Origin of the sequence: Pseudomonas matsuisoli, from assembly GCF_014647635.1 — a bacterium.
GTDB classification, from domain to species: Bacteria; Pseudomonadota; Gammaproteobacteria; order Pseudomonadales; family Pseudomonadaceae; genus Pseudomonas_P; species Pseudomonas_P matsuisoli.
The window spans coordinates 24,967-40,643 of sequence record NZ_BMPO01000009.1; the positions used below are offsets into that span (position 1 = coordinate 24,967).

Here is a 15,677-nt window from a genome sequence, read left to right on the forward strand (position 1 = left end):
GCGTGCCATAACGAAAAAAGCCCACCGACATCGCATCGGTGGGCTTTCTACGTCACTCCCCAGTAATCAGGCGGAGAGTTCGACCAGCAGCTTGTTCAATCGGCGAACGTAGCTCGCAGGATCTTTCAAGCCGTCCCCTGCCGCCAATGCGGCCTGATCGAACAGCACGAACGAAAGGTCCGCGAAGCGATCCTCGTCAGGCTCGGCATCAAGTTTCTCGATCAGCGGGTGCGCTGGATTGATTTCGAAGATCGGCTTGGAGTCAGGCACCTTCTGCCCGCTGGCTTCGAGAATCTGGCGCATCTGCAAGCCAAGATCCTGCTCGCCAATCGCCAGAATCGCTGGGGAATCGGTCAGGCGGTGCGATACGCGCACTTCGGCCACCTGCTCGCCCAAGACGCCTTTCAGGCGCTCGACCAGGCTTTCCTTCGATTTCGCGACTTCTTCCTGGGCCTTCTTGTCCTCTTCGCTATCAAGCTTGCCAAGGTCAAGATCGCCACGAGCGACATCCGCCAGCTGCTTGCCGTCGAACTCGGTGAGATAGCTCATCAACCATTCATCGATACGATCGGTCAGCAGCAACACTTCGATGCCCTTCTTGCGGAAGACTTCGAGGTGCGGACTGTTACGGACCTGCGCGTAGGATTCGCCGGTGAGGTAGTAGACCTTGTCCTGCCCTTCCTTCATGCGGCCAATGTAGTCGGCGAGCGATACGGATTGTTCGCCTGACTCGTCGCTGGTGGAGGAGAACCGCAGCAGACCCGCGATCTTCTCCTTGTTGGCGAAATCTTCCGCAGGGCCTTCTTTCAATACCTGGCCGAATGCCTTCCAGAACGCCGTGTATTGCTCTGGCTCGTTCTTCGCCAGCTTCTCGAGCATGTCCAGCACGCGCTTGGTCAACGCGGACTTCATGGAATCTACGACCGGCCCGGTTTGCAGGATTTCCCGCGAGACGTTGAGCGACAGGTCATTCGAGTCGACCACACCCTTGATGAAGCGCAGGTAAAGCGGCAGGAATTGGTCTGCCTGATCCATGATGAATACGCGCTGCACGTAGAGCTTCAGGCCCTTCGGCGCCTCGCGCTGATAGAGATCGAACGGCGCGCGTCCTGGGACGTAAAGCAGCGAGGTGTATTCGAGCTTGCCTTCGACCTTGTTGTGGCTCCAGGCCAGCGGGTCTTCGAAATCATGGCCGACGTGCTTGTAGAACTCCTTGTATTCCTCGTCCTTGATATCGGTGCGCGGGCGAGTCCACAGCGCGCTGGCGCGGTTGACCGTTTCCCACTCGGGTTCGGCCGGTTTGTCCGCTTCCTCGCCGTGGTGCTCTTTTGGCAGCTCGATCGGCAGAGCGATGTGATCGGAGTACTTTTTGACGATGTTGCGCAGGCGCCAGCCATCGGCAAACTCGTCCTCGCCACTCTTGAGGTGCAGAACGATACGGGTGCCGCGCTCGGCCTTCTCGATATTGGCGACATCGAACTCGCCCTCACCCTTCGAGGCCCAGTGCACACCCTCGCTTGCCGCATCTCCAGCACGACGAGAATAGACATCGACCTGATCCGCCACGATGAACGCGGAATAGAAGCCCACGCCGAACTGCCCGATCAGGTGCGAATCCTTCTTCTGATCGCCCGACAGGTTCTTGAGGAAGTCAGCCGTGCCGGATTTGGCGATCGTTCCGAGGTGAGCGATCACCTCTTCGCGGTTCATGCCGATGCCGTTGTCTTCGAGGGTGACGGTCTTGGCGTCCTTGTCGAACGACAGACGAATCTTCAGCTCAGCGCCACCTTCCAGCAGTTCGGGCTTGGCCAGAGCTTCGAAGCGAAGTTTGTCGACTGCATCCGAAGCGTTGGAAATCAACTCCCGCAGGAAGATCTCCTTGTTGGAGTACAGCGAATGGATCATGAGGTGAAGCAGCTGCTTCACCTCTGTTTGGAAGCCGAGAGTTTCTTTTTGAGTTTCCGCGCTCATCGTCATCGAACTCCATTGGGATATGGTTGAAGCCGCTTACGCATTAAGCGGCGCATGGACCCAAGGTGGGGGCTTCGCTCTACATTTCAAGTGTTTAGGTCCACGGACTCACACTCGAAAGGAACTCCGAATCAGGGGAAAAATCCAAGTGACATGAATTAGGAAAGCCACCAAGGAGAGCTTCCATGCAAAAACCCCTACTGTATTCTCTGCTTCTCGCTGCCACACTCGGAATTGCCGCGTGCAATGACTCCCCCGAAGACAAGATGGAGAAGGCTCAAGATCACGCTGAGAATGCTCAGGAGCAGATGGAAGACGCTGCTGAAGAGCAGAACAAAGCGGTAGAAGCGACGAAAGACGCTAACGAAGATGCGGCGCAACAGGCTGAGGAAAACAACGAGCCAACGCCACCACCCGCAGAAGCGCCATCGGCCGAAACGCCAAAGGGCAGCCAGCTCTAAATAAAAAGCCCGCATGTTCGAATGCGGGCTTTTTCGTTCTAACGCGACAAGCGTGCAACCGTAGGATGGAATCCCGAAGGGCTCCCACCGTTTTCCACGGCTAGCCCACAAGGCGGCGGGGTCAACGGTAGATAACGCAGCTGCGCGACCAACGTTTTGTAGTCAACGAAGCAACGGGCTCAACATCAGCAATAGGCAGCAGAAGATCCCGACCAACCAGACGACCGTCCGCTGCCAAGCCAGGTTAGCCAAATACAGTGCCAAATAGGCTATCCGGCTCACCAGAAAGACGATCGCAAGCGTGTCGATCAACCATCCCTGCGTCTGGGTAACGTGTGCAATCAGCACCCCAGCGACGAACAGCGGGAAAACTTCGAAGCTATTTTGATGGGCCGCAACGGCCCTGGCGCCCATTCCGGTCAACTGCGATTGTTGGGCCCGCGGGTGATGATTGTCGTAACCGCCCTTATCCCGGCCCATCGCTGCCGCAGCCGGCAGTTTCGCAACGTAGATCAACAGCGCGCTGAAAAACACACACCAGAACGGAATCGTCATCACCTGCCCCTCAGAGACCGATCACTCGGCCAACCGCCAAGTCGTGCCGCCCTTCCCGTCTTCCAACACAACGCCCATGGCAGTGAGCTCATCCCTCAAACGGTCGGATTCAGCCCAGTTTTTCTCGCTACGCGCCCGTAGGCGCGCCTCGATCAGCGACTCCACCTTGGTGGCATCGACACGCGCCCCAGCGCCAGACTGCAAGAACGTTTCGGACGACAACTGCAAGATACCCAGTACAGACGCTAGTGACCTCAACCGCGCGCCAAGTGCAGCAGCTGCGGGCAGGTCCGAATCACGCAGACGGTTGATTTCGCGCGCCATCTCGAACAGCACGGCGCAGGCTTCCGGCGTATTGAAATCATCGTCCATTGCCGCAGCGAAACGCTCGGCGAATCCATCACCGGTAATAGGCTCCGCCTCCGGCAACCCCTTCAATGCGTGATAGAAGCGCTCGAGCGCACCCTTGGCTTCTCGCAGACTGTCCTCGGAGTAGTTGATAGGGCTGCGATAGTGGCTGGAGACGAGCAGGTACCGGACCACTTCCGCCGAATACTTCTCGAGCACTTCACGAATGGTGAAGAAGTTACCCAATGACTTGGACATCTTCTCGCCATCCACGCGAACCGCGCCTGCGTGCATCCAGGCATTGGCGTAGAGCTTGCCGGTCGCCGCCTCGCTTTGCGCGATTTCGTTTTCATGGTGAGGAAACACCAGATCCGGGCCACCGCCATGGATGTCGAAGGTATCACCCAGGCAGCAGGTGGACATCACGGAGCACTCGATATGCCAACCGGGACGTCCATCGCCCCACGGTGACGGCCAGCTCGGCTCGCCAGGCTTGGCACCCTTCCAGAGAACGAAGTCGAGCGGATCCTCTTTGGCCTCATCGACCTCGATACGGGCACCGATCCGCAGGTCTTCGATCTTCTTACGGGACAACTTTCCATAACCGACGAATTTGCCGACACGGTAATAGACGTCACCGTTGCCCGGCGCGTAGGCAAAACCCTTATCGATAAGCGTCTGGATCATCGCGTGCATGCCCGGGATATGCCCGGTCGCACGCGGCTCTTCGTCCGGGCGCAGCACGTTCAGGCGACCTTCGTCCTCATGCATCGCGGCGATCATACGGTCGACTAGTGTCTCGAACGATTCACCGTTGTCACGGGCACGCTTGATGATCTTGTCGTCCACATCGGTGATATTGCGGACGTAGGTAAGCTCATAGCCACTCGCCCGCAGCCAGCGCGCAATCACGTCGAAGGCAACCATCACGCGGGCATGGCCGATGTGGCAAAAGTCATAGACCGTCATGCCGCAGACGTACATCCGCACATGATTGCCTTCCAGCGGCGTGAATGGCTCCTTGACCTTGCTCAGCGTGTTGTAGAGCGATAACGCCATTATTGGCCACCCCATGAATCACGCAGGGTCACGGTACGATTGAAGACCAGCGCACCGGCACGTGAGTCCTTCGCATCCGCGCAGAAGTAGCCTTCGCGTTCGAACTGGAAACGGTCTTCGGCAGCCGCGCTCGCCAACGAAGGCTCGGCTCGGCACCCTTTGAGCACGACGAGAGAGTCGGGGTTGATGTTGTCCAGGTAACTGCCACCCTCTTCCGACTTCTCTGGGTTGGCAGCCCGGAACAAACGATCATAGAGACGAACTTCGCATTCCACGCTTTCAGCGGCTGGAACCCAGTGGATCACCCCTTTGACCTTGCGGCCTTCCGGGTTCTTGCCGAGCGTGTTCTCGTCGTAGCTGCAACGCAGCTCGATGATGTTACCGTCGGCATCCTTGATCGCTTCGTCCGCACGGATAACATAACTGCCGCGCAGGCGCACTTCGCCGCCCGGGATCAAGCGCTTGTAGCCGGCGGGTGGGACTTCTTCGAAGTCGCTCGCGTCGATGAACAACTCGCGGCTGAATGGCAGCTCACGCACACCCATGTCCTGCTTCGGATGACGCGGCAATTGCAGGTTCTCGACCTGACCTTCCGGGTAGTTGGTAATGACCACCTTCAACGGCTTGAGCACGCACATGGCACGCGCTGCATTAGCATCCAGATCCTCGCGGATAGCGAACTCCAGCATCCCGATATCCACGACGCCGCCCGCACGGTTCACACCTACCATGTCGCAGAAGGTACGGATCGATGCCGCCGTATAGCCACGACGGCGATAGCCGGACAGGGTCGACATGCGCGGGTCGTCCCAGCCAACAACGTGCTTTTCGTCTACCAGCTGCTTGAGTTTGCGCTTGCTGGTAATGGTGTAGTTCAGGTTGAGGCGCGCGAATTCGTACTGACGTGGCTGCGCGGGCACCGGCAAGTTCGCCAGGAACCATTCATACAGCGGGCGGTGGTCTTCGAATTCCAGGGTGCAGATCGAGTGCGTCACGCCTTCGATGGCGTCGGATTGGCCATGGGTGAAGTCGTAGCTCGGGTAGATGCACCACTTGTCACCAGTCTGGTGGTGGTGTGCGTGGCGGATGCGATACAGGAACGGATCACGCAGATTGATATTCGGCGACGCCATGTCGATCTTCGCGCGTAGCGAACGGGCCCCGTCGGAAAACTCGCCGGCTTTCATCCGCGCGAACAGGTCCAGGTTCTCCTCTACCGAACGGTCGCGGAATGGGCTGTTGCGTCCCGCCTCAGTCAGGCTGCCGCGATACGCACGCACATCTTCAGGCGACAGGTCACAGACGTAGGCATTGCCGGTCTTGATCAGATGCACCGCCCAGTCGTGCAACTGGTCGAAATAGTTCGACGCATAGCGCTCCTCGCCCGCCCATTCGAACCCCAACCAGCGAACATCGGCCTTGATGGCATCGATGTATTCCTGGTCTTCCTTGGCCGGGTTGGTGTCATCGAAGCGAAGGTTGCAGGCGCCACCGAATTCTTTCGCCAGCCCGAAGTTCAGGCAGATCGACTTGGCGTGGCCGATGTGCAGGTAGCCATTGGGCTCCGGCGGAAAGCGGGTGACAATCTTCGCGTGCTTGCCGCTTTCCAGGTCAGCCTGGACGATCGGGCGAAGAAAGTTGGCGGCAACGGCAGTCTCGGGCTTGGTGCTCATGGGGTCCTTGCTTTTAGAAGAGGCGTAAACGGCACTGTAGACGACGCGGGAGCTTCGGATCGGAAAATCCGTGGTCCGGTAGGCTGGTCTTGTCAAAGTCCGTATCATACCCAACCGGTCAACCCCCTGACACCCGGCAAGCGCAACGCTTTCGACTGTCGATGGCCAATGCGCTCAGCCCCTATGGAGAACGGTTCCCCAATGATCAAGTTGCATACTAATCACGGCGTCATCACGCTCAATCTCTTCGACGACAAAGCGCCCGAGACTGCCGCGAACTTCAAGGAATACGTCAAGGCCGGTCACTACGACGGTACGATCTTCCACCGCGTCATCGGCAACTTCATGATCCAGGGCGGTGGTTTCGAGCCTGGCATGAAGCAGAAGCCTACTAACGCACCGATCAAGAACGAAGCCAACAACGGCGTCTCCAACAAGGTCGGCACCGTGGCAATGGCCCGCACCATGGACCCGCACTCGGCATCCGCCCAGTTCTTCATCAACGTTTCGGACAATAGCTTTCTGAACCACACCGCACAGACCACTCAAGGCTGGGGCTATGCGGTATTCGGTGAAGTCGTCGAAGGCATGGATGTTGTCGAAAAGATCAAGGCAGTCGCCACTGGCTCGAAGGCAGGCCATCAGGACGTACCGCTGGAAGACGTCGTGATCGAGAAGGCCGAGATCGTCGAGTGATCCTGTGATCCTGCTGATCTCAGACCTGCACCTGCAGGAAGAACGCCCGGATCTTACCCGGGCGTTTCTGCGTTTTCTGAACGAGAAAGCCGCACACGCAACGGCGCTCTACATCCTGGGCGACTTCTTCGAAGCCTGGATAGGCGATGACGGAATGACGCCGTATCAGGAAGGAATCGCCCGAGCGTTGAAACAGCTGAGCGACCGCGGCACTCGTATCTATTTCATGCATGGCAACCGTGACTTTCTAATCGGCAAGGCCTTTTGCCGCATCGCTGGCTGCGAATTGCTGCCAGATCCCAGCCGCGTCGTGCTCAACGGAACGCCTGTCGTGTTGATGCATGGCGACAGTCTTTGTACTCGAGATATTGGCTACATGCGGCTGCGCCGCTGGCTGCGTAACCCGATCGTGCTCTGGATACTGACCCACCTGCCACTGCAAACCCGTCGCAAGCTTGCGCGAAAACTACGCAGCGAGAGCAAAGAGCAGACGAAGATGAAGTCGTCAGCAATCGTCGATGTGACTCCCGAAGAGATTCCACCTCTGCTCGATCGCTTAAACGCCAGCATTCTCATCCATGGCCATACCCATCGGCCGGCCATCCACGAGCTAACGCTCGCTGGTGGACGAAGCGCCAAGCGCATCGTGCTTGGCGACTGGGAGCGTCAGGGTTGGGCTTTGGAATGCGACGAGAATGGCGAGCTGGCGCTCGAAGCGTTCGATATCGAGCCGGTGGGCTGACGGAGACCGGCAGCGAATCACCTTATGCCGGGATACCGCTGTGGAAGCGCAGCATGTCATCTTCGCTTTCGATGAGCTCACGCTCTGCTTCGCGAATCAGCTCGACACGCCGCTCGACGTCCGCCTGTTCACCATAGCGGTAAGCCAGTGAGAGATAGCCCTGGAAATGGCGCGCTTCGCTATTCAGCAGGCCGAAGTAGAATTTGCCCAGTACATCGTCCAGGTGAGGAACCAGCGCCGCGAACCGTTCGCATGAGCGCGCCTCGATGAACGCGCCCACCACCAGCGTATCCACCAAACGATAGGGCTCGGAGGTGCGTACGCACTTACGCAGCCCGGATGCGTAACGGCTCGCCGATACCGAACGCGGACCGATGCCACGTTTCTTCATGATCCCTAGAACCTGCTCGTGATGGCGTAGCTCCTCCCTGGCGAGGCGCGACATCGCGTTCACCAGATCGAGGTGGCTGTTATAGCGGGCGATCAATGACAACGCGGTCGACGCGGCCTTGAATTCGCAGTTCTTATGATCGATGAGCAGCGTCTCCTGATCCTCCAGCGCATGAGCGATCCAGCGTTCAGGCGTGGCGCAGCCAAGAAAGGCATACAACTCGGGAAAGGAAGAAGACAGGTGAGTGGACGTCGTAAGTTCGGCTGGAGGCATAAGATCGTGATTGACGAAAAAGGAAAGGATCATAGGGGGCGAACGCCCTATACGCGAATTTCCATGCCCTCCCTCAGGAAACGCGGAGCGATATATCGCTCGTAATGCGCCTCCGAGAGAATGAAAAACTCTCGATCGATCGCGTCTCTGATATCTGGCAATGGCCAGTCGCGGAATTCGGGCATCAGGGCTAGGCCATAGGCTTCGAGCTGATTGATCACGCGCGCGCCCTTGGCGATCAGCTGATAGGCCCAGCAATACGTCGATTGCGCAGTATTGAAGCGGATCTTGCGCTGTTCCAATTGCTGCTGAAGCAGTGCCGGATCGAAAACGCTGATCTTGCCTTCCATCACTTGTACGAGAAGCACCTCGAGCCGCTCCCAAACGGCGCGCTTTTCGTCGTCGCTGTAGAGGTTCCAATTGACGATTTCGTGGTGGAAACGCTTACAACCTCGGCAGACCTGATCCCCAAAAACGGTGGAACAGAGGCCGACGCAGGGCGTCTTGATGCGTTGATCGGGCATGGTGAGGTTCGATGACACGGTGCTGTTTCAGCGGCATGTTAGACCTTTGTCGGAAGCGGGTCACGCCAGCTGGAATGTCGTTTAGCTTAACTTGAGCGTCGCTTTGGATTAGAATTGCCGGGCCGTTTACGGCACCAACGCCCACTTGAAGCTGTTTTCAAAGCGTCACGAGCACAGTTAGATCCAGCCGGACGATCGGAGCGCAGCCCGCGACACCTTGTCGCAGCTGCCTCCGCCCTCATCAAGCCCTTCGTTCCGCTGGCGTAAAACTTTGAAAACAGCTTCTGGATGGCAGCCACGGACGAGCTGGCAGACACGCTCAAGAAGCGACCACGCGCAGCCGTCGTGGCACCAGGAAAAGCGTCCCGGACGTTTTCCGGGACCACTGATGAGGGTATTACTGTGCTTGAAGCCTACCGTAAACACGTAGAAGAGCGTGCTGCGCAGGGGATCGTCCCCCAACCGCTGAACGCCGAACAGACCGCCGGCCTAGTAGAACTATTGAAAAACCCGCCTGCCGGTGAAGAAGAATTCCTCCTCGACCTGATCACCAATCGCGTTCCGCCAGGCGTGGATGAAGCAGCCTATGTGAAGGCCGGCTTCCTCTCTGCAATCGCCAAGGGCGAAACCACTTCGCCACTGCTCGATAAGAAACGCGCGGTCGAATTGCTCGGTACGATGCAAGGTGGCTACAACATCGCCACGATGGTCGAACTGCTGGACGATAGCGAGCTGGCCAGCATTGCTGCCGAACAGTTGAAATTTACTCTACTAATGTTCGATGCCTTCCACGACGTGGCAGACAAAGCCAAGGCTGGCAACGCTCATGCCAAGGCGGTTCTGGAGTCCTGGGCCGACGGTGAGTGGTTCAAGAAGCGCCCGACACTGGCAGACAAGATCAGCCTGCGCGTATTCAAGGTCACTGGCGAAACCAATACCGATGACCTTTCCCCTGCTCCTGATGCCTGGTCGCGCCCGGATATTCCACTGCACGCCCTAGCCATGCTGAAAATGGCGCGCGAAGGCATCGTGCCTGACGAGCAAGGTTCCATCGGCCCAATGAAGCAGATTGCCCAGATGTACGGCGATGGCTTTCCGGTTGCCTATGTTGGCGACGTAGTGGGTACTGGATCTTCGCGTAAGTCCGCCACCAACTCGGTGCTGTGGTTCTTTGGCGACGACATTCCGTACGTACCGAACAAGCGTGCTGGCGGTTTCTGCTTCGGCTCCAAGATCGCACCGATCTTCTACAACACCATGGAAGATGCCGGCGCCCTGCCGATCGAGTTCGACGTCTCGAACATGAACATGGGTGACGTGATTGACCTCTACCCACATCAGGGCAAGGTCTGCAAGCACGACAGCGACGAGGTGATCACCACTTTCGAACTGAAAACCCCGGTTCTGCTGGACGAAGTCCGCGCAGGTGGCCGTATTCCCTTGATCGTTGGCCGTGGTCTGACCGACAAGGCACGCGCCGAACTAGGCCTGGGGCCAACCGATCTGTTCAAGCTGCCTGAAGCCCCGGTCGATACTGGCAAAGGCTTCACCCTTGCGCAAAAGATGGTCGGCAAGGCTTGCGGTCTGGCTGAAGGCCAAGGCGTTCGTCCCGGCACCTACTGCGAACCGAAGATGACCACCGTCGGCTCTCAGGACACTACTGGCCCGATGACACGTGACGAGCTGAAGGACCTGGCTTGCCTGGGCTTCTCGGCAGATCTCGTGATGCAGTCCTTCTGTCACACCGCGGCCTACCCGAAGCCCATCGACGTCACGACCCACCACACCCTGCCGGATTTCATCCGCACTCGTGGCGGTGTATCCCTGCGTCCTGGCGACGGCATCATCCATAGCTGGCTGAACCGCATGCTGCTGCCTGATACCGTGGGCACCGGCGGCGATTCGCACACCCGCTTCCCGATCGGCATTTCCTTCCCAGCGGGTTCCGGCTTGGTTGCGTTCGCTGCTGCTACCGGCGTCATGCCGCTGGACATGCCTGAGTCTGTATTGGTTCGCTTCAAGGGCAAGATGAAGCCCGGGATCACATTGCGCGATCTTGTACACGCGATCCCTTATTACGGTATCCAGAAAGGCCTGCTGACCGTCGAGAAAAAAGGCAAGAAGAACGCCTTCTCTGGCCGCATTCTCGAGATCGAAGGTCTTGAAGACCTAACGGTCGAGCAGGCATTCGAGCTGTCCGACGCATCCGCCGAACGTTCGGCAGCTGGCTGCACCATCAAGCTATCCAAGGAGTCGATCTCCGAATACCTGTCGTCCAACATCACGCTACTGCGCTGGATGATCGGCGAGGGTTACGGTGACCCGCGCACTCTGGAGCGTCGCGCTCAGGCGATGGAAGCCTGGCAAGCGAACCCGCAGCTGATGGAAGCAGACTCTGATGCCGAGTATGCGGAAATCATCGAGATCGATCTGGCCGAAGTGACCGAGCCGGTTCTCTGCGCACCGAACGATCCGGACGACGCTCGCCTCCTGTCCCAAGTGGCTGGCGACAAGATCGACGAAGTGTTCATCGGCTCGTGCATGACCAATATTGGTCACTTCCGCGCCGCTGGCAAGCTGCTGGACAAGGTTAAGGGCGGCATTCCAACGCGCCTGTGGCTCTCTCCGCCGACGAAGATGGATCAACACCAGCTGACCGAAGAAGGCTACTACGGCATCTACGGCAAAGCCGGCGCACGTATGGAAATGCCGGGCTGCTCGCTGTGCATGGGCAACCAGGCTCGCGTAGCGGCGAACGCAACGGTAGTTTCGACATCAACGCGTAACTTCCCGAACCGCCTTGGCGATGGCGCAAACGTCTATCTCGCCTCTGCCGAGCTTGCAGCGGTTGCCTCGATCCTTGGAAAACTGCCTACGGTCGAAGAGTACATGGAGTACGCCGCCAACCTGGATAGCATGTCCGCCGACATCTATCGCTACCTGAGCTTCGATCAGATAGCCGAGTACAAGGAAGCCGCGGCCAACGCCAATATTCCTGTCGTACAAGCCTAATCCAGGCAAGTGATAAAGAAGCCCCGCCTTAGTGCGGGGCTTCTTTTTTGGAAGGAGCAAGCAATTGGGAGCGTTGCGCTTCGGTTGCTGTCTTAACTCTTGTTCGCCGCATCGCGGCCTCTACAAGGAATCAGCACTCATGAGAAACCTACTACTCGCCACCCTTTGCGCGCTAACGCTTGCCGGTTGCGCTAGCGACTACTTCATCGCCACGACGGATGGGCGCATGCTCAACGCCGAAGGCAAGCCCCAATTCGACGAAACCACTGGAATGCTCGAATTCCAAGACAACGATGGGCGCAAACAGCAAATCCCGATGACCGACGTCAAACAGGTTATCGAACGCTGATCTTTAAAGGCGCCGCGACATCGTCGTAACGCATCTTGATGCTGAACGATTGAAGCCCTGATTGCCGGCGCCATTTCAGTCGAGCGCGAGCCATGCTGGTGATCGCGGTCACGAACCCGCTACCAACGTTCTTGAGCTTCATATAAACGAACGCTGTTGCACGATTGTCTGCGCTCAATGATGGCCCTGCAGCACCGTAAAACGGACTCGACTTATTCGAGCCGCTGAAATATCTTTCCCCCGACCGCCTCAATGCGGTCAGCGTCGCTCGGACGGTTCCGGGCGCTAACGTTACCGAGGAAAGCATGGCTGACCAAGCTTCGCGCCGCTTTGCGCGCATAGATCGTCTCCCCCCCTACGTTTTCAACATTACCGCTGAGCTCAAGATGGCTGCTCGCCGCCGTGGTGAGGACATCATCGACCTCAGCATGGGTAATCCCGATGGCGCCACCCCCGCGCATATCGTGGAAAAACTATGCACCGTCGCCCAGCGTGACGACACACACGGCTACTCCACGTCTCGAGGCATTCCGCGCTTGCGCAGGGCCATTTCACGCTGGTACGCGGATCGCTACCAAATCGACATTGATCCTGAAAGCGAAGCCATCGTTACCATTGGCTCCAAAGAAGGCCTTGCGCACTTGATGCTCGCGACGCTGGATCACGGGGACACGGTCCTCGTGCCTAATCCCAGTTATCCCATTCATATCTACGGCGCCGTGATTGCTGGCGCACAGGTGCGCTCGGTACCACTGGTTTCGGGAATAGATTTCTTCGAAGAATTGGAACGGGCAATACGTGAGTCAATCCCAAAGCCCAAGATGATGATTTTGGGATTTCCGTCGAACCCCACCGCGCAGTGCGTAGAGCTCGACTTCTTCGAACGGGTCATCGCACTTGCAAAGCGTTACGACGTGCTCGTTGTTCATGATCTTGCGTACGCTGATATCGTTTTCGATGGCTGGAAGGCGCCTTCCATAATGGAAGTGCCCGGCGCAAAAGATATTGCCGTGGAGTTCTTCACGCTTTCGAAGAGCTACAACATGGCCGGGTGGCGCATTGGTTTCATGGTGGGCAATCCACAGCTCGTTGGCGCACTCGCACGCATCAAGAGCTACCATGACTACGGTACGTTCACACCGCTACAAGTTGCCGCCATCGCCGCACTGGAAGGTGATCAAAGTTGCGTGCACGCCATCGCGGAGCAGTACCGCCAACGCCGTGACCTGCTGGTCAAAGGGCTGCACGAAATAGGCTGGATGGTAGAAAAACCCAAAGCGTCCATGTACGTCTGGGCCAGGATCCCCGAGCAATATGCTCACCTGGGCTCGCTGGAATTTGCCAAAAAGCTACTTGCCGAGGCCAAGGTTTGCGTGTCCCCTGGTATCGGATTCGGCGACTACGGAGACGACCACGTCCGATTTGCGTTGATCGAAAACCAGGATCGCATCAGGCAAGCACTTCGTGGCCTGAGAAGCATGTTCCGGCAAGATGGACTGCAGCCGGCGCTAAACAAAACAGCAAGTTCGACGTAAGAAGCCATCCATTACAGGGCGATCAAGTGATCGCCCTGTCCCTCTTTAGCTCGAGTAATCCAACGCCGTCCAAGCGATATTTTTAGCGTCGCTGATAATGCACTCGGGCTTCTCCAAGTCCGTGCTGCCGACAGGTAGGAACAAACGGGCTTCCGCGCTGAGCGCACCGCTTGCGGAGCGCGGCGACACCCACTGCAGCTCGCCGCAATTGGACGTTTTGATCAGATACGCAGCAGAAGCGTTCTGCACATCATCCGATAGCGCACGTCCGATTACCGTACCGTGCTCTTCGCGTCGCTGCGAGCCTTCTACCAATACTGCCCAGGCTTCTGAGCCATCGATGACCAAGTAGGCGCCCTTCACTAAAGGTTTTTCCGCGGGTGGCTGGGCACAACCAGCTAAAACCGTCGTTAACAAAAGCATCATGAAAATGTGGTGCATTGTCTTAACGCCTCCAGTCAGACCATCTGTGAGCGGGATGTGGATCAACTATGGACCAATACTGTTTTTTTGTACAGTATTCACATCAACCACGATCTCGATCGTTTGCCCAGGACCGATAACGGAGTGACCATGAAAGCGCTGGCTAAGTTAAAAGAAGGTGTCGAGACAATGTCTGTGGCACGTATTCAGGAGGCAGCGGACGAATTGGAACGCCATGGATTGATCAGAGAAGCTCAGCTTCCATTCAACCGCGCGCACTTCAATACGTGCTTTGCGGAGATCGAAGCGCTGTTTCAACGCGCTGGCTACCACAAGGCGTTGGATGTCGTTGGGTATCAGGGGGAAGCGTACGCCATGTTCGACCCCAACCGCTGGGATCCGGTGGCAGTGCTACGATGCCTACGCGACGATGTCGAATCGAGGGTAGCGAGCTAAAAGCGATCTCCACTGAAACGTCTTTTAGCCCAAGCAAAATAAAAAAGCCCGACCGCGAATGCGGTCGGGCTTTTTTAACAAGGTGACTAATCACCCAGCTGAATGGGGCAGGCCTCCTAAGAAGCTGCCCTGCTTCAGATTACTGCTGAACCTGAGCTTCGACTTCAGCTTCAACGCGACGGTTGATCGCGCGGCCTTCTTCGGTAGCGTTGTCAGCAACTGGACGGCTCTCGCCGTAGCCAACGGAGCTTACACGGTTGTTCTGAACGCCATACTGGTTGACCAGTACGTCACGAACGGCGTTCGCACGACGCTCGGACAGACGCTGGTTGTATGCATCGGTACCTACGGAGTCAGTGTGACCTTCGACGGTAGTCGAAGTCTGTGGGTACTGATTCATGAAGTCAGCCAGATTCTGGATGTCCGCGTAGCTTTCCTGCTTGACCTGAGCGCGGTCGAAGTCAAATTTCACGTCCAATTCAACGCGAACGACTTCTGGAGCAGGCTCGGGTTCTGGAGCAGGTGCTGGAGCAGGAGCCGGAGCAGGTTCAACAGCAGCGACCTCTTGGCCGGCATTGCCGCCGAAGTTCAGACCAACGCCGACGCCAGCAGCCCACTCGCCCTGATCGTCATCGATGTTGTACATGCCATCGAGGCCTGCACGCGCATAGAAGTTTTCAGTGAAGTAGTACTTGGCGCCGAGGCCCAGGTTACCGAACGTGGTGTGGTTACGACCGCTGCGTGGAGCAGCCTGGCCGAGGCTCTGGTGAGCGAAACCGGCGGAAACGTAAGGACGCAGACCAGCGCCTGGGGTACCGAAGTGATAAATGGCGTCCAGACCTGCAAGGCTGCCTTTGACATCATCGTTACCAACCGAGCGGTCGGTACGCAGATCATGGTACTCACCGTAAGACAGCGCGAGCTCGACATCGTCAGTCAGGAAGTAACCAACAGAAGCGCCGAACAGGTTGCCGTTGCTCATGTCACGGTTGCTATCAGTGAAGTAACGCTTCGCGAAGCCTTCCACCTCTACCGCGCCTTGGCCCTGAGCAAAAGCGCTCATGGAAGAGGCAGCTACGAGAGAGCCAATGACAACGCCTAAGGTGTTTTTCAGTTTCATTCCGTTAAATCCCCATCTTGATGGTAATCGTTGTCCGGTAACTTGTTTGTGGACAACCAGGCAGCGGAGTTCAGCGAACTTGCTGGTGT

The 15,677-nt window shown here is 57.5% G+C and carries 15 protein-coding genes; 7 read left to right on the forward strand and 8 right to left on the reverse strand.

All coding sequences use genetic code 11. The annotated features are described in order from the left end of the window. Positions 1–66 precede the first annotated feature (66 nt). Positions 67–1,971, reverse strand: coding sequence for a molecular chaperone HtpG (htpG, locus tag IEY47_RS17335; protein WP_188984992.1), 1,905 nt, complete (start codon positions 1,969–1,971; stop codon positions 67–69). Positions 1,972–2,156: 185 nt separating this feature from the next. On the opposite strand from htpG, the gene IEY47_RS17340 reads away from it, so the two are divergent. After that, a complete protein-coding gene (locus IEY47_RS17340; protein WP_188984994.1) occupies positions 2,157–2,432 on the forward strand; it encodes a hypothetical protein in 276 nt (91 codons plus the stop codon). A 162-nt stretch (positions 2,433–2,594) separates the two neighbouring features. On the opposite strand, the gene IEY47_RS17345 is transcribed toward IEY47_RS17340, so the two are convergent. The 3 genes from IEY47_RS17345 to IEY47_RS17355 are packed head-to-tail and all read right to left on the reverse strand — an operon-like array spanning position 2,595 to position 6,067. After that, on the reverse strand, positions 2,595–2,987 hold the full coding sequence (locus IEY47_RS17345) for an MAPEG family protein (protein WP_188984996.1): 393 nt from the start codon (positions 2,985–2,987) through the stop codon (positions 2,595–2,597). A 21-nt stretch (positions 2,988–3,008) separates the two neighbouring features. After that, on the reverse strand, positions 3,009–4,394 hold the full coding sequence (cysS, locus tag IEY47_RS17350) for a cysteine--tRNA ligase (RefSeq protein ID WP_188984998.1): 1,386 nt from the start codon (positions 4,392–4,394) through the stop codon (positions 3,009–3,011). Then, positions 4,394–6,067 (reverse strand): glutamine--tRNA ligase/YqeY domain fusion protein, encoded by a 1,674-nt coding sequence (locus IEY47_RS17355; RefSeq protein WP_188985000.1) that lies wholly within the window; start codon positions 6,065–6,067, stop codon positions 4,394–4,396. The genes cysS and IEY47_RS17355 overlap by 1 nt, the downstream gene beginning before the upstream one ends. A gap of 201 nt (positions 6,068–6,268) precedes the next feature. Between IEY47_RS17355 and IEY47_RS17360 the strand changes: the two genes are divergently transcribed. Together IEY47_RS17360 and lpxH are read left to right on the forward strand one after the other, a co-directional pair. After that, positions 6,269–6,763, forward strand: coding sequence for a peptidylprolyl isomerase (locus IEY47_RS17360; RefSeq protein WP_188985002.1), 495 nt, complete (start codon positions 6,269–6,271; stop codon positions 6,761–6,763). 4 nt (positions 6,764–6,767) lie between these two features. Further along, a complete protein-coding gene (gene lpxH / locus IEY47_RS17365) occupies positions 6,768–7,505 on the forward strand; it encodes a UDP-2,3-diacylglucosamine diphosphatase (RefSeq protein WP_188985004.1) in 738 nt (245 codons plus the stop codon). A 22-nt stretch (positions 7,506–7,527) separates the two neighbouring features. Here the strand turns inward: lpxH and IEY47_RS17370 are convergent, their stop codons facing one another. After that, positions 7,528–8,169, reverse strand: a complete 642-nt coding sequence (locus IEY47_RS17370; protein ID WP_188985356.1) for a MiaE family protein — start codon at positions 8,167–8,169, stop codon at positions 7,528–7,530. A gap of 47 nt (positions 8,170–8,216) precedes the next feature. Further along, entirely contained in the window at positions 8,217–8,693 is a 477-nt protein-coding gene (locus tag IEY47_RS17375; RefSeq protein WP_188985006.1) for a DUF1289 domain-containing protein, read from the reverse strand. Positions 8,694–9,095: 402 nt separating this feature from the next. Between IEY47_RS17375 and acnB the strand changes: the two genes are divergently transcribed. The 3 genes from acnB to alaC all read left to right on the forward strand — a co-directional run bounded on the left by acnB (position 9,096) and on the right by alaC (position 13,589). Further along, the gene (gene acnB, locus IEY47_RS17380; protein WP_188985357.1) at positions 9,096–11,705 is read left to right on the forward strand and encodes a bifunctional aconitate hydratase 2/2-methylisocitrate dehydratase; all 2,610 of its coding nucleotides are present in this window, start codon (positions 9,096–9,098) and stop codon (positions 11,703–11,705) included. Positions 11,706–11,844: 139 nt separating this feature from the next. Continuing rightward, positions 11,845–12,054, forward strand: coding sequence for a YgdI/YgdR family lipoprotein (locus IEY47_RS17385; RefSeq protein ID WP_188985007.1), 210 nt, complete (start codon positions 11,845–11,847; stop codon positions 12,052–12,054). A gap of 305 nt (positions 12,055–12,359) precedes the next feature. Beyond that, positions 12,360–13,589, forward strand: coding sequence for an alanine transaminase (alaC, locus tag IEY47_RS17390; RefSeq protein ID WP_188985009.1), 1,230 nt, complete (start codon positions 12,360–12,362; stop codon positions 13,587–13,589). 45 nt (positions 13,590–13,634) lie between these two features. On the opposite strand, the gene IEY47_RS17395 is transcribed toward alaC, so the two are convergent. Beyond that, a complete protein-coding gene (locus IEY47_RS17395; RefSeq protein WP_188985011.1) occupies positions 13,635–13,952 on the reverse strand; it encodes a hypothetical protein in 318 nt (105 codons plus the stop codon). A gap of 210 nt (positions 13,953–14,162) precedes the next feature. On the opposite strand from IEY47_RS17395, the gene IEY47_RS17400 reads away from it, so the two are divergent. Next, positions 14,163–14,468 carry a transcriptional regulator gene (locus IEY47_RS17400; RefSeq protein WP_188985013.1) on the forward strand — a complete coding sequence of 102 codons (306 nt, stop codon included), beginning with the start codon at positions 14,163–14,165 and terminating at the stop codon, positions 14,466–14,468. Positions 14,469–14,607: 139 nt separating this feature from the next. Here IEY47_RS17400 and IEY47_RS17405 read toward each other — a convergent pair whose 3' ends face one another. Further along, entirely contained in the window at positions 14,608–15,588 is a 981-nt protein-coding gene (locus tag IEY47_RS17405) for an OmpA family protein (RefSeq protein ID WP_188985015.1), read from the reverse strand. Positions 15,589–15,677: the final 89 nt, after the last annotated feature.

Bases quoted from the DNA above. Each gene is read 5' to 3' on its own strand.
- htpG (WP_188984992.1), bottom strand. From the start codon at position 1,971: ATGAGCGCGGAAACTCAAAAAGAAACTCTCGGCTTCCAAACAGAGGTG.
- IEY47_RS17340 (WP_188984994.1), top strand. From the start codon at position 2,157: ATGCAAAAACCCCTACTGTATTCTCTGCTTCTCGCTGCCACACTCGGA.
- IEY47_RS17345 (WP_188984996.1), bottom strand. From the start codon at position 2,987: ATGACGATTCCGTTCTGGTGTGTGTTTTTCAGCGCGCTGTTGATCTAC.
- cysS (WP_188984998.1), bottom strand. From the start codon at position 4,394: ATGGCGTTATCGCTCTACAACACGCTGAGCAAGGTCAAGGAGCCATTC.
- IEY47_RS17355 (WP_188985000.1), bottom strand. From the start codon at position 6,067: ATGAGCACCAAGCCCGAGACTGCCGTTGCCGCCAACTTTCTTCGCCCG.
- IEY47_RS17360 (WP_188985002.1), top strand. From the start codon at position 6,269: ATGATCAAGTTGCATACTAATCACGGCGTCATCACGCTCAATCTCTTC.
- IEY47_RS17370 (WP_188985356.1), bottom strand. From the start codon at position 8,169: ATGCCTCCAGCCGAACTTACGACGTCCACTCACCTGTCTTCTTCCTTT.
- IEY47_RS17375 (WP_188985006.1), bottom strand. From the start codon at position 8,693: ATGCCCGATCAACGCATCAAGACGCCCTGCGTCGGCCTCTGTTCCACC.
- IEY47_RS17385 (WP_188985007.1), top strand. From the start codon at position 11,845: ATGAGAAACCTACTACTCGCCACCCTTTGCGCGCTAACGCTTGCCGGT.
- alaC (WP_188985009.1), top strand. From the start codon at position 12,360: ATGGCTGACCAAGCTTCGCGCCGCTTTGCGCGCATAGATCGTCTCCCC.
- IEY47_RS17400 (WP_188985013.1), top strand. From the start codon at position 14,163: ATGAAAGCGCTGGCTAAGTTAAAAGAAGGTGTCGAGACAATGTCTGTG.
- IEY47_RS17405 (WP_188985015.1), bottom strand. From the start codon at position 15,588: ATGAAACTGAAAAACACCTTAGGCGTTGTCATTGGCTCTCTCGTAGCT.